The organism is Pseudoflavonifractor sp. 524-17 (assembly GCF_009935845.1).
Lineage (GTDB): Bacteria > Bacillota > Clostridia > Oscillospirales > Oscillospiraceae > Pseudoflavonifractor_A.
Genome location: NZ_QWEK01000071.1, coordinates 1 through 13191, shown reverse-complemented (window position 1 = coordinate 13191; position 13191 = coordinate 1). Strand labels below are relative to the sequence as shown.

Annotated in this window: 16 protein-coding genes; 2 read left to right on the top strand and 14 right to left on the bottom strand. The window is 52.7% G+C overall.

Features of this window, described 5'->3' with window-relative positions:
• Positions 1 to 56: 56 nt before the first annotated feature.
• The 5 genes from D1159_RS17365 to D1159_RS17345 form a co-directional block, all read right to left on the bottom strand.
• Entirely contained in the window at positions 57 to 260 is a 204-nt protein-coding gene (locus tag D1159_RS17365; protein WP_243152366.1) for a recombinase TnpX, read from the bottom strand.
• Between the two features lie 133 nt (positions 261 to 393).
• Positions 394 to 660 carry a DUF6870 family protein gene (locus D1159_RS17360; RefSeq protein WP_161846875.1) on the bottom strand — a complete coding sequence of 89 codons (267 nt, stop codon included), beginning with the start codon at positions 658 to 660 and terminating at the stop codon, positions 394 to 396.
• Between the two features lie 53 nt (positions 661 to 713).
• Positions 714 to 1571, bottom strand: coding sequence for a DUF6551 family protein (locus D1159_RS17355; protein WP_161846874.1), 858 nt, complete (start codon positions 1569 to 1571; stop codon positions 714 to 716).
• Positions 1568 to 2557, bottom strand: coding sequence for a ParB N-terminal domain-containing protein (locus D1159_RS17350; RefSeq protein WP_161846873.1), 990 nt, complete (start codon positions 2555 to 2557; stop codon positions 1568 to 1570). Before D1159_RS17350 ends, D1159_RS17355 begins: the two co-directional genes overlap by 4 nt.
• 605 nt (positions 2558 to 3162) lie before the next feature.
• A complete protein-coding gene (locus D1159_RS17345) occupies positions 3163 to 3480 on the bottom strand; it encodes an HTH domain-containing protein (protein ID WP_161846872.1) in 318 nt (105 codons plus the stop codon).
• Positions 3481 to 3809: 329 nt separating this feature from the next.
• On the opposite strand from D1159_RS17345, the gene D1159_RS17340 reads away from it, so the two are divergent.
• On the top strand, positions 3810 to 4007 hold the full coding sequence (locus D1159_RS17340) for a hypothetical protein (protein WP_161846871.1): 198 nt from the start codon (positions 3810 to 3812) through the stop codon (positions 4005 to 4007).
• Positions 4008 to 4298: 291 nt separating this feature from the next.
• Here the strand turns inward: D1159_RS17340 and D1159_RS17335 are convergent, their stop codons facing one another.
• The 9 genes from D1159_RS17335 to D1159_RS17295 all read right to left on the bottom strand — a co-directional run bounded on the left by D1159_RS17335 (position 4299) and on the right by D1159_RS17295 (position 12532).
• Positions 4299 to 5315: a stalk domain-containing protein gene (locus tag D1159_RS17335; protein WP_161846870.1), complete on the bottom strand. Its 1017-nt coding sequence runs from the start codon at positions 5313 to 5315 to the stop codon at positions 4299 to 4301.
• A gap of 67 nt (positions 5316 to 5382) precedes the next feature.
• Positions 5383 to 6072, bottom strand: a complete 690-nt coding sequence (locus D1159_RS17330; protein WP_161846869.1) for a hypothetical protein — start codon at positions 6070 to 6072, stop codon at positions 5383 to 5385.
• Between the two features lie 248 nt (positions 6073 to 6320).
• On the bottom strand, positions 6321 to 8249 hold the full coding sequence (locus tag D1159_RS17325; protein WP_161846868.1) for a M28 family peptidase: 1929 nt from the start codon (positions 8247 to 8249) through the stop codon (positions 6321 to 6323).
• A gap of 81 nt (positions 8250 to 8330) precedes the next feature.
• Positions 8331 to 8798 (bottom strand): hypothetical protein, encoded by a 468-nt coding sequence (locus D1159_RS17320; protein WP_161846867.1) that lies wholly within the window; start codon positions 8796 to 8798, stop codon positions 8331 to 8333.
• Positions 8799 to 8920: 122 nt separating this feature from the next.
• Positions 8921 to 9613, bottom strand: coding sequence for a hypothetical protein (locus D1159_RS17315; protein WP_161846866.1), 693 nt, complete (start codon positions 9611 to 9613; stop codon positions 8921 to 8923).
• A 318-nt stretch (positions 9614 to 9931) separates the two neighbouring features.
• On the bottom strand, positions 9932 to 10372 hold the full coding sequence (locus D1159_RS17310; RefSeq protein ID WP_161846865.1) for a hypothetical protein: 441 nt from the start codon (positions 10370 to 10372) through the stop codon (positions 9932 to 9934).
• A 16-nt stretch (positions 10373 to 10388) separates the two neighbouring features.
• A complete protein-coding gene (locus D1159_RS17305; protein ID WP_161846864.1) occupies positions 10389 to 11279 on the bottom strand; it encodes a DUF4367 domain-containing protein in 891 nt (296 codons plus the stop codon).
• Between the two features lie 45 nt (positions 11280 to 11324).
• Positions 11325 to 11831: an RNA polymerase sigma factor gene (locus D1159_RS17300; RefSeq protein ID WP_161846863.1), complete on the bottom strand. Its 507-nt coding sequence runs from the start codon at positions 11829 to 11831 to the stop codon at positions 11325 to 11327.
• Positions 11832 to 12073: 242 nt separating this feature from the next.
• Positions 12074 to 12532, bottom strand: coding sequence for a hypothetical protein (locus tag D1159_RS17295; protein WP_161846862.1), 459 nt, complete (start codon positions 12530 to 12532; stop codon positions 12074 to 12076).
• A gap of 351 nt (positions 12533 to 12883) precedes the next feature.
• On the opposite strand from D1159_RS17295, the gene D1159_RS17290 reads away from it, so the two are divergent.
• The gene (locus tag D1159_RS17290) at positions 12884 to 13060 is read left to right on the top strand and encodes a helix-turn-helix transcriptional regulator (protein WP_202621150.1); all 177 of its coding nucleotides are present in this window, start codon (positions 12884 to 12886) and stop codon (positions 13058 to 13060) included.
• Positions 13061 to 13191 lie beyond the last annotated feature (131 nt).

The following is a 13191-nucleotide window of genomic DNA, read 5'->3' as shown; positions in this document are numbered from 1 at the left end:
CTATCTAACATACATCAAAAAGAGGTAAGATAACACCCTCTGCAAAAAAGGTATCGTTATCTTACCTCAACAAAATTGGAACCTGTGAATCCGTCATCCACTTTCATGCCGCACGCCCGCAGCTCCGGGTGGCGCGCCATGTAGTCACGGATCAAATCTTTCTGACCTGTGACGCTGTTGCTCTCCTCCTTGTCGCCGTCCTCCCGGGACAGGCGCACATAACCGCAGGTATTCCATACCTGTTCTTCGGAAATTTTCATATTCTTCTCTCCTAATTGTTAAAGTCCATCAGCAAAACACTTTAACAACCAGGGGAGCTCCGGTCTGTCCTGCTGCCGTCATGTTAACATAACATTCCGGCGCTGTCCAGCGTGTTTTGCAAAAATGTTTGTGTCAGCATTTTGAACGTATGTAGGCGAGCATCCTGTCCTCCAAGGTCACGTCTGTGTCGGTGAAACTGACCTTTACCACGTATTTCCCATGCCGGTAGCAGTAGGGGTTGCCGATCTGGCGGATAAAATCCAGAATCCGCTCCTTCTTGGGTAAATCTGTGCGGATCGTTACGTCCCGAATGTCCCGCAGCGTGGCCGGGTCCACCGTCCGGATATCCACGTTCTGCATGGCCTCAAGTTGTTCTCTGCTGAATCCCTGACATTCCATATACTTCCTCCATAAAAAATTGCCGCAGAGTTTCCACCTGCGGCGGGATGGAATCAGCCCTTGAAGCGGTAGGGGAGCTTGCGGCCCCCGCGCTGGCTGTTGTACTTATCCCAAATGACACGGGCGAAACGGAGTGCCGCTTGGTTGGTGGAAAAATCAATTTTCCCACGCCGGATGATTTCCTCCGGGTCCACGGCAGACATCCGCTTAGTGAAGGTGCGGTCCGTCAGCTCGGTCTCGTAGGTCTTCAGAAAGAGCGCCATGCCGGAGAGCATGGAGGCTTTGAGCGAATTGGGGGTGCCGTGCCAGGCCCCGGCCAGGAGCGCCAGCATCCGGGAAAAGGCTGCGCCGCCCAGCAGGCGGTAGGCGTTCATCAGGGCGCGGGTGGCTGAGATCTCAAAGGGCTCCCCGGTGGCCCGGTTCAGGGCCCAGGTGAAGCCAGCGCCCTCCACCCGCCGTTTTATGTCGATGAGCTCTGCGTCCGCGCCGGACTCCAGCAGGGCTTTGGTGGCATGGGCCAGCCGCAGTTTTCCTCTGGTCTGGTCCAGCATATAGTACAGCTCCGCCTCCTGCTCATAGGTCAGGCCGGTGTAGATGATGCATGGGACGATTACATCCCCGCCGCCCGCCATCTTCCGCATAGCGGCGATTCGGTGCTGTCCGTCCACCACGTTGAAGTTGCCGTCCCGGAAGCTGACTACAATCGGGGTCAGCAGGCAGGGGTTCCACTTGGCGATCAGCTTGTCCACATCCTCTGTCTCCACTGTCCGCTGATAGGGAAGACCGGAGGTCAGCTTGGCGGTGGAGAGGTCGCGGCTCACGCCGGGATTGTGGTACTTCACTTCGGGGATGGCCGTCTGCCGCTCCACAGGCTCTGGTTTGGAGGGATTGCGCTTTTTCCGGTCGCTCATTTGTTTATGTTCCTTTCCATTAAACTCAATAAATCCTCCATGGCGGAGAAAATAGTTGCGAAACGCTGGCGGACAAAATCAAATTGCACCTGGGATATGCGGGGGAAAACGACTGTGCAGAAGGGGTCGTGATACCACGCGAAATTCCTGTGGAAGGTATCTACAAAGCCGTCAATATCCGCCAGCAGCGTGTCCGGGGTATAACTGCAATCTTTATCAGGATTTTTAAGATCAGCTATGGATTCCTCCACACTGGCATAATGTTTATCGCCCAGGGAGTAGGGAACGGAGGGAGGCACGGGGGGCTCCGGTGATGATTCTGGAACCGGAGGCAGTTTCTCCGGCTCTGCCAGGGCGGGATGATATTCGTCCATGGAGTGAATATCTCCAGCCGCTAACTGGTTGGCTGCTGCTTCCTGTTGATCCGGGGGCAGACGGGAGAGCTTTAAGGCATCCCGAAAGCGGATATTCTCATCCTTTGCCAACTGCTGTATCTCTGGAGCCAATTTTTGCGCAACTTGAATCTTTCGCCGCACGGTTCGAGCCGTTGTCCCCAATTTCTCTGCAGCATCTTCCGCAAAGGGCTTCGTTTCTAAAACGGACACCGTGTCCGTTTTAGAAGTCTGACCGTTTCGTTTGCCTTGCTGCGTTTCCGGGTGAAGTTCTTCATAAATTTCCTTGCGCCGGATCAGCTGTTTTCCTTCGTCTGTATAGTGGAGTTTGCGGCGAATCAGATTTTCGTCAATCTCCGCTAACTCCGCCAGCAGACCGTCCAAGGTCCTGACCGCACACTCGATCGACCTCCAGCCCAGCAGCTTCGCCGCCTCCAGCCGGTGCAGTCCGGCAATCAGTGTGTAGTCCTGGTCTACGGTGATGGGGTTCAGCAGACCGACCTTGGATATGCTGTCAACCAGTCCGTGGACTGCCTCCTGGTCCGCCGTCCTCCGTCCCTCGTTGATCTTGATCTGAAAGATTGGAAGTTTCATTTCCTCACCTCCCGGGCCTCCGGCCCATTTATGATTGGTCCAGATGAAACACCTGAAGCCACAGTCTCCTATGGCATCAGGTCTTGCATCCGGTTCACTGATTGGAAACTTTGGAAACGCCCGCGCCGGTCCTGGCTGTCTTCTTGTTCTGTGAAGAACTGTGACCGGCGCGGGGCCCTCAGTTACCCTTTCTAAAGAATGTGTGCCGTATTCTCGGGCGGCATGACCGCCCTGCTGCTCTCCCCCGGCACGGGAGTATGTAAGCCCGCCTTTGGCGTGGCGGCGCGGTGCCGGCGGACGGCGGCGGCAGGTGACTAAGCTGCCCAAACCATTCTCCCAGCATCTCCCTTTTACCCTGCGATACGGATATTTGCGGTGCATCCCGCGTCTGCGGCGCAGCCAGCGCCGGACAGCCGCCCAGGTGTCGCTCGTGCCTTTGATACTATCGTTTTGACGGGCTGGAAACGAGGGTCTCCCCCCTTTCGTTTGTCCCCGGCCCGCAGGCAGTCCTGGCGATTGAACGGCTGATGCAGGATGCAGCACTTACATACTGAATATGAGCGGGCGCTTGTCCCACTGTTTTTCAAGGTGCCGGAGCATTTGCGTCAGGGAGCGAACTGGACAAGGATGCTGTTAAGTACGATAAGATCGTCGCCGGTAAGCTGCTCCCGCAGCCTCCGGAGAAGGGCGGCCTGCTTGGCAGAGAGACCCTTGTGCCGGAGTGTAAAACCATCCGCCACTCTGAACCCACCGCCATAGCGCCCCCTTACAGCTTCAATGGGGTAAGAACATGTGAGCACTTCGATGTCGCTGTAGATTGTTCGCGTAGACACCCCGAATTCATGCGCCAGATTCTCACAGGTATCACGCCGTCTCCGGCATAAAACCTCCAACAATTTTTGGCGTCGTTCGGTTGGCCCCATGTTCCCACCCCCTTTCTCCGCTCTCTGTCAATAACCATACAGGATAAACTTGAAGGGGGGCTTCAACATAAGAAAATTTCTCTAAAAATTCTTTACAGGGCATACTCCGCCGCATTGTGCAGCCTCCTAAAAATCAGAATTTGAGGAGCTAAAATCCCAGCGGAGGAGCGCGGCTTTGGAAGCAAAGCTACGCTATACAACAAAAACGTAGCGGCAATCCATATGTCGTTTTATTCCACATCGGAGCACCAATTTAAGTCTGAATCAATTGACAAGCGTTTATTTTTACTGTATAGTAATGTCATCTTAAATTGCAGGAGGCAGATATCATGGCCGCGAAAACGACGGAAGAGCGTATTGCCCTGATTGAAGCAAAAATCGAAAAGAAGCGAGCAGAGCTATCTGCTCTGGAAGCCAAAAAGTATAAACTGCTGCATCCTGTTACTATGCGGACGGTAATATCCAAGGCAAAAGAGGCTGGCTTGTCACCGGAGCAAATCGCGGAAAAGCTGGGTATCGAGCTTTGAGAACTATACAAAAGGGGCTGCACCAAAGTGCAGCCCCTTTTGTAATTCTATACTGGATGTGCAAGGGATCAATCTTTCAATTTGACGTTGCCTAAACCTGACCCAAGCGGATACCTTACTTGGTGGAGCTATTCTTTTCTTTATAAACTGGCCTGTCAAAAAATGCTGATTGCTGGGTTTATCGTTCTCCTTCAGTTTTAAAGCCAACACCCCCATACCTCTAATCGGTATGGGGGTGTTGACGCAACGCTACGCTGACTACACATGACATTCGGTTTTAACAACATTTCTTTAGACTTCCGCCCAAATTTCCGGCAGCAGTGTCTGCAAACCAGTGAAGGAGTCCTCCACAATATCAACCCATATCACAAGATCGGTCAATGTGCTGGGTATTCTCTCCCTTCGTGCCGCAAAGCTGAGTTGGCCGCTTTTCGTTTCGGCTTCGCAGCCCTCCAAAGAGGTTTTTAACTCTGTGTGAATTCCCCGTTCCATCAGCCGGACCGCCTCCAGGGTACAGGATGCCGTGGGGATGGGAAGCTGCTTGAATTCATCCATCTTAGCGTAAAGCAGGCTGCACTGAGCCAAAAACCACGCATCACTGGTATCCGTACCGGACACAACTGGCTCAAGCAGCTCCCTCAGCTCGCCGCAGAGACGGAGGCCCTCGGCCACATAGGTCCGGATCTCCTCCGCTTCTGTTTCAGTTGGCGTGGCATAAATGAGAATGTCCCCCACGCTCTGGGGGTTTCCGTTCCACCGCCAAAATACATTCAGGCCGCAGAGCGTCCCGATACTGCGTATGGGGACATAAATCTCTTCACGGTAGAGAAACAGCGGGGCTATCTCGCCGCTGGCATTCAACAGGTTCAGCGGTTTGCCGTCCATCCTTACAGTAACGTCCGGACAAAGCTGAATTTCAGCCCCCTTAAAATATGCGTCGTCCCAAAGCTGGATTTCTTCTTCGCTGAGAGGGGGAGACTCCGGATCCTGGTAGGGCCGGAAGTAAGGCGTGCTGCCGCTCTGGAACGTAACGGTCCTGGTCTGCGGATTCCAGCGCGTGGTGCATCCCAGCCACTCCCCGGCGCTGTGCAGCGGCATATAGACGGTATCGTGATAGACGAGCCGAATCCCAGCTCGGCCGCGCCCGTTGAGAAACGAGGTATATTCTCCATGTATTATGACATCGCCGGTCCACTGCCGCGCCAACGCTGTAGCAACCGGCTGTTCTGCCGCGCTGGCTACGTTGAACGCACACAGCAGTGCAAGCGCACACAGCAGTGCGGGAATACGGTATTTCCTTGTGCGCATAAGACGCCTCCTCGTTATTATAGGTGGGCGGGGCAGCAGAATATGTGCTCCCCGCCCGTATATCCAATCAGTTTACTTCAACCGTAACATCTTGGACAAAGATGCTGCCCTCTTTCAGCGCTGCCCAGATACTGATGGTATCTCCCTTGTTCAGATACAGTGTACCACCCTTATTTGCGCCCTTCGCCATGATGACTACCGTTCCAAAGCTATGGATTACGATAGGGGCAGTCTGATAGGGCGTTTCTCCGGGGTGCTTGTTGTTGGCTGCCTCCACATAGAAAGTACTCGCGTTTGCCCCCGGCCGCATGTTGTTGAATGTAACATAGAGGGCAGAATAGTCCTCCTGAAGGGTTCCGCCTCCTACATACATGGTAACCGGGACAGAGGCCAGGTTAAAGGGCCCGTCGTGGCTGAGTTCGGTATAGCTGATTCTGCCTGCCTGTTCGCTGGACATCGGCGCAATATCACTGCTCGTGGTCGGCACGCCGGTGGCCTCCTCGACCGCCATGGCAACCAGCGCGTTTTCGTCTGCCACAGTCGCGTCGCTGGGAATGGAGACATCTACCTCGTGTACGATATTAGGTGCGCCGTCAAAGGAAGCCTCAACGATAGTGCAGTGCTTGGTCCCACCGGCGAACTCGGACCGCTGCATATCAGCGGCGGTCTGATGATCCACAGCGCTGGCAGGAAGCGCCGCAGCACACAGCATAGACAGCGCCATAAGGAATGTAAAGGTCCTTTTAAACTTCTTCATATCTGGCATCTTTTCTTTCTGAATCGAGGGGGGCTGTCGTGCCCCTGTTGTGGATACGGCCTATCTTTGCGATTGGACAGCCCTCCGCTCTCCGCGATGGAAAGCCACCAGCTGCCTGCCGGTTAGCCCATGGGAATCACCTTCTCTCTTTTAGCCTCACTTATATACCAGAAAAATGAGGCAAAACATTACACACTTTTCAAAATTTTATGAAAAATTTGTGTAACCACCAACTAATAAACGGTATTTTATGGAAGTTTCGGAATTCCCCTCAAATTAGGGATAATATCTTGCATATACTGGGTCAGTGCGTCCCCGTCAATCCCGTTATCGTTGTCTCTGTCATTGTATAGGATATAGCAGTAGGGCAGACTGTCTCCCACATAGGCTACGGCGCGCAGAAGCGCTCCCTCCGGGGTGTCCGTCCAATTCTGATACAACGTCCCGCCCTCAGCTGCGCGTTCCGGACAGGGAGAAAACTCACGCAACAGCTCCGCAGTCTGATAGTGCTGGCGCTCATACCCGCTAAGTGACAGCTTGTGGGTGCCGTCAGAATAGGAAACGGACCAGTACACGGTTCCATCCAGGGGATCGGTGATCTCCTGCAACACGCCTAACTCGTAGTCCTCGTCCAACAGGATCCGGACAGACACGTGCCTGCCGTCGGAGTCCTGATCAAATTCCGAATAAAAGCCGCCGCTGTATAGGGGGGACTCCCAGTCCAGCAAAAATGCCTCCCCCAGCCGGTCCGGGAAATCCAGCCCTGGTATCAGCTCCTCCGCCCGGTCCGGGTTCACCAGGAAGCTAATATCCCGCACCATGTAGATCCGCCCGTCAATCTCAATGGGCAGCAGCATATCATAGGGCGGGTTTACCGCCTCCACCTGGGCCTCCGCCTGCTCATACACCGCCTGCTTTGCCCTGCGCTCCGCTTCGCTCTCCTGGTATTCCCCCGCTCCCTCCGGCTCATAGTGAGGAACCAGGGCAGTATTCTGTATATACTGCACCAGCAGCGGCACAATCTGGGAGAGAAAACCGATGTCCACTTTATCCGGCGTATCAGATGGGCGGTGAATATTAGCGTAGGCCGTCTGAGTGTCCAGATAGCTGGAAATGGTCACAGCGGGAATCCCATGCCGTTCAAAGCTGACGTGGTCGCTGTCCAGGGCTTCCGGGAGCGGAGCGCACGAAATTGTGCCGTTTAAGCCGGAAATCAAGCTGTCTTGAAGCGCCTGATTCTGTCCGGTTACACCGAGACGGCCATTTTGAGTCAGACCAATACTGTCCAGATTGACCACATTGATTGTCTCATAGGGCAGCAAATTAACAATACCGGCGCTGCCCAGCTGGCCCATGTCCTCGCCGTTGAACGCGATAAATACAATGTCGTAGTCCGCCTGATTTCCGCTCTGCGCCGTCTGACGCATGACCTCCAGCATCAGGGCCGTGCCGGAAGCGTTGTCAAAGGCCCCGGGATAGTACACGTCCCCATAGCCGCCTACATGGTCAAAATGGGCCGTGACAAGCAGGGCGTCCTTGCCGCTCGTTCCCGGCAGAACTCCCGCCACATTGTACAGCGTCTTCTCCTGTGTAACCGGCGCGCCCTCCAGAGTCAGCGTACTGCACCCGGTTAGCTGCTCGAATACGGCCGGAGGACAGTGCAATACCGGCCGGTTCCCCCGCCGGATTCTGGCGGCGGCGGTAACAGATTGGAGCACATCTGCCCTGCTTTCCGACATACTCCCGTCTGGGGAGAGAAAGATTTTATCTTCCAGCTCCGGGTCCGCCGGGTCGGCGGTCACTTCCCCTGAAAAGCCGCCGTCCAGGCCCAGATAGGGGTAGAAGTCCACGCCGGCATAGAAGGTTTTGCTGCTGCCGTCGGGAAAAACAGCGGTCAGGGTCTGCTCCTGCCTGTCCATGTCAAAGACCGTCTGGTCGTAGGGGACCAACAGAGAGTCAAACCCCTGGAGGGGGACCAGCCCCGCCTCCTCAAAGGCCCCCGCGATGTAGTCCCGGGCGGCGTCGTTCCCCGCCGACCCGGGAAGCCGCCCCCAGCATGCCTCGGAGCAGAGGTACGCCAGGTCCTGCTGGATTTGGCCGGCCGGCTCGCCGCCGCAGGCGGTGAGCCGCAGCACAAGCCCCGTGCCGATCAAAATGCAAGTCGCCTTTCGTTTCATATGTATCCTCCAAGCTGCAACTATAGTTTTTAAGACAGCGGCGCGGACGCCAGGCGTCCCGCCGCTGTCTCTGTGCTCATATTACGCGATCAGATCTTTGACCAGATTGGCCACCTTAGTATAGGCGTTTTCCTGTTTATAGAACCCGGAAAAGGTAAAGCCTTTCTGCTCTTGACGCTCCTGAACCATCAGGACATTCCGCATTTTGCGCAGCAGAAACCCCATCGTGTCCAGATGCTCAAAGGGGTTTGCGGGCCATTTGTTCACTTGATCCGTGATCGCCTTGATATCCAGAAAACCCAGATCTCCCGGCTGATACGGAACAAATTCCCCATTTCTCTTTTCCCCTACCGGATGTCCTACAATTCTAAAACTGGCAAAGTCAAATTCACCCTGCGTGATTGCTCCAGCATCTTTCAGATCGCCAAGCAGGTGGCTCCAATCCTCTCGGGTGATGCTCCGGTTCTGCTTTAATGCGTCCAGCACTTCCTTTGAACGTTCTGACAGCATATTGACCAGCGTCTGCTTATCGGTGGCCAGATTTTCCACCTGGGCCCGCTCCTCCAGTGCGTTCAGAAAACCCATCGGGTCCTTCGCGGCCTGCCGCTGTAAGTCCCCAAGGCTGTAGGCTGGCGCGTACTGATTGCTTACTCTCATCCGTTCTCCCTCAATCAGTAGGGCAAGAATGTGACGGTCAGCTCGACAGGCATCGTTACAAGCTGCGGCTCAAACACCGAGTTCCGGTACGAAATGGTACCAGACATCCCGCACTTATACGACAGCGCAGGATTCTCCGGGAAGAATGTCGCCGCTCTGAATTCTGTCAGACCGTTGTTGGCGCTGCCGCTGTTCAAGCTGCTTTTCCCTTCAGAGCTCCAAAAGTAGATGTTCCAACGTTCCGGAGAGTAGGAATCGACATTATAGGCAGACAAAACGACCCAGCCAACGGTCTCATAACCGCCTAAAGCCAGACGGTTGATGATCCGATCCTGCTCTGCGCGGCTCATGCTAGTCCTGATATAGCTTATGCCTCCAACGGGCTTCTGCTCCCAATAAACGGGTTCACCATCAAGCGTCTCTACCTGGATATACTCGTCCTGGTAGAAAATGACCGGGAGAACATAGAAGTAGGCCGGTGTAACCCGCGTAATCCCATTTTCATAAGGCTGGATGCCAAGATCCTGCGGCTCGCCTTTCTCACCCTGGTCATCAACGGCGGGCCCAACCATCTCAAAGAATTCCTCCTCACTGAGAGGTGTCCCGCAGATGATCCCTTTCCTATTGTTGGTTTCAGCCGCGAATGCACTCCCAGTCATCACGAACATCACCAGCACCAATAGCATAGATATGGCTCTCTTTTTCATTTTCTTGTGCTCCTTTCTGAATTACAGGGCTCTGATGGCCCTGTTGTGGATACGAACTCTTTTTGCGATTGGACAGCCCTCCGCTTTCCAGAATGGAAAGCCACCGGCTGCCTGCTGGTTAGCCCATGGGAATCACCTTCTCTTTTGTGTCCTCACTTATATACCAGAAAAAAGAGGCAAAACATTACACCTATTTCAAATATTTTTCTAAAAATTTTTTGGCCGATGTGCGTTGAGACGCTATTCTTCTCGAAAATGTCAAAAAAGCGTTCCGGTTCAATTAAACCGGAACGCTTTTTCGCCTGAAAAGTGCAAAAGTTACTTCTTGGCGGTAACGCTGCTGGAAGGGCCCACCGTTTTGCTGTCCTGCTCGGTGGCGCTGTTATAGGCGAACACTGTGGCGGTCACGCGGTAGCGGTAGCCTGCTGTGCCATAATAGGTAGTAGTAGCTTTATGTGAAAGACGGTTCGTGTCCGTCATCCAGCTTTCGCCCTCATATTCCGCTGCTGTTGTCCAAGTCCGTCCACCATCTGTGGATTCCTCCAACAAAATATGCTCTGCCCCAATCTGATTGCTACGTTTATTGGCCACAGTCTCGACTACAATCGTTATGTTTCCATTCGAGCCGGCTACCACCTTTGCGGTATACGTAGTAAGGTAAAAACTGGCTCTTGTAGCCGCTAAAGCACTACCAGCAGTTCCGATACAACAAGCAATCGCCAGCACTAAGGCAAACAGGCGGGTCATTGCGCGTTTCATGAAGTATACCTCCATTTTAAGTATAAATAGAATCAATCATGTGCTCCAACTCATCCACCGTAAATGGACCAACGATTGTACACTCACAGTTGTTATTAACCCATTTAACTACCATTACATCCATATTAGACATGATATAATGCGTAATTCCGTTCTTTTCGTAAAGAACTACAGGTGTGCTATCTTTCTCAGTGACGCCAAAATCCTGAATTGGCTCATGTGCGCACCAGAATATGATGCCAAGATCGTTCTCACCATCAGTAAAACACGACTCAAAAGAGATTGTACCGGAATCTATCGCATCAATATAAACTGGTTCATATCCTTCTGGGATCCAGGTAGGTGCCAACTGCTCCTGGATACCATATGCATCAAGAGCCTCCTGGAGAGTGGCATAGGATAGTCCGTCTTCTGGAATGATACTGGGCGTCGGGACACCGCTCTTCTCTGAGCCTACACGCTCAAAGTGGAAGGTTTCATTGGTCCAGCGGCCGAATATTCCAAGTATGTCAATCCCTGCGGCCTGAGCCGCAAACATGCCTAGGATCGCAATGGCTGCCGCTAGAGCTACCAAACGCGGGAGCAGTCTCCGGCCCCGCCGGGGCTTTGCAGTGGAGCAGTTGTGAGCAGTGTGAGGAGTGGTGGTTTCGTCTTCAAACAGGATTGCGTGCTGGCTGCGAAATGCAGACCAGGCTTTCTTGGGGTCGAATTCCGTATTCAGCGGAGCCTTTTCATTCAGCGCAGTGAGATAATCGTCAATCTTTTGACTGTCATAGTCCACATCGGTCATTTCATCCATAACCACTTCCATTTCTTCCAGTAAATCTTCGGCGGATTTTTCCGAATACCAGCTTGCCTCCTTTCGCTCGACTTGTTTCTGCCCCGAACAGTCCCTGGGTTCAGACATCCACTCCACCTCCTCATAGATATACCAGAAAAATGAGCCCAAACATTACATCAATTCCAAAAAAATTTTTTCTTTTTCCGCGCAGGCGCGATAATGCTTCCGCGCCCGGAAAAATTGGGTCCGGCAGGTTGTAACCGGAATATGCAGCTGCTTTGCAATTTCTTCATAGGAAAGCTGGTCCTCATAGCGCAGAATCAGCAGCTTCTGTTCCCGGGGCGTCAGCCCTGGCGGAAGCATCTCGCTCAAAGGAATCCGATAGCCCGCGCTGGCTCCTGCCGGAATTTGGGGACTGAGCGGCTTCTCACACTCCACCTGCCTCTGCTTAGCCTCCGCTGTTTGGAGAATCAGATATTTCAGTGCCTTCATCAGCCAGCCTGCCGGGTTTGGGTGGTCCTTCACTGCTCCCAGCTTGCTGATCAGCGCGACAAACGCCTCCTGTACAATGTCCTCCCCCGCATCCGGGTCGTCCAGACGCCGCACTGCGATTTCGTACATTTTAGCGGCATTTTCCGCAAAGAGGGCCGCTACCCACGCCTCATCCTCCGGACACATCCAATCCCCCCATTCCCTCTTTGGTTAGTTCCTCCATTATACAGAGAAAATGAGCAAACCGCAATGTGAACAGAATATAGAAAATAGACGCAAATATTCCGCTTATCTCACCAAAATAACGAATTTTAGGATAAGAATGAGGATAGCAGTACATGGGCTGCAAGGCCCGGCGATACTATGTCCAAAGATTCCAACGCTATTCCGTATATACGAGATGGGAAATCGCTGGTATTGGATGAGCTTTAGCCCTGGCCCGGGAGCTTTTTTCCGCCAACATAGCGGTCGTAAATGAAACAATCCATAGAGATTGTAAAATCTGTGGGTTCTGTCTTGGACCTAAAAAAGCTCATTGAATCGCTTTCTTCCAGGAGCTTGGCAAGCATGTCTATCCCACGTCCAGAATAGTAACTGCAACCCATGTGCAGCTCGACAGAGACAAAATACGGGTGTTCAAAAATGTCAATGTCAATTTCATAGTCCATCGACAGTTTTTTCGCCAGTTCAATAAACATACGGCTCCGCTCTGCTCTTTCCGGGTTGAAAATGAAAACCGTTTTCTCACACAGCCGCGCATAAAACTCTGAGAAAGATTTTGGGAGTTTACTTTCAGCCGGAGACGCCGGACATTCTGCCGCCGTCTTTTCTATAGGGTCCAAACGTGGATATCGTTTGGAATAAATGATCTTCTTTCCCGAATACATATGTTACTCCTTCAAGGCAGATGAGATATGGATAACAGCCCTTGTCAGAGGGTTGAGCAAATTTGCTGCCATATCACTTAATATGGAAGCATATTCAACGAGATAATGGTTATGCTGCAATACATACCTATTATAATATTGCATACTGGCAAAAGCAACTGAATGAGCCTGTTCTAAAGAATTGTGATTACAGCCATTAGCAGGTTCGCCTCCCACCAGGGACACTCCCTTCTTTGCGCATAGACAATATTGCCTATAACGCTTTTCTCCTATTATAGGCAATAATGGAGATATGTCAAATGGGAAAGGGGGTCAGGCGGCGTGATTTCGTACGCTCCGCTGTGGAGAACGATGCAAAAATGCGGCGCGACTACCTATACCCTTCAAGTTAAGGGCGGCATCAGCAGTTCGACAATACGCCGTCTGAAATGTGGTGATTCGGTCTCTACGAACACTTTAGAGGCGCTTTGTAAGATTTTAAACTGTAACATTACAGATGTTATAGAGTATTTCCCTGATGCGGAGTAATGTAGCTTTTCTTGCTTTTCTGATTCCCTGATTTTTAGGAAATTCTTGTTTTGGGCAAGCAATGACCGGGGATATCCTTTTGGATATCCCCGGCCGCTTGTTGGGGTTCCCCCAAGCCCCGGACTGGCCGC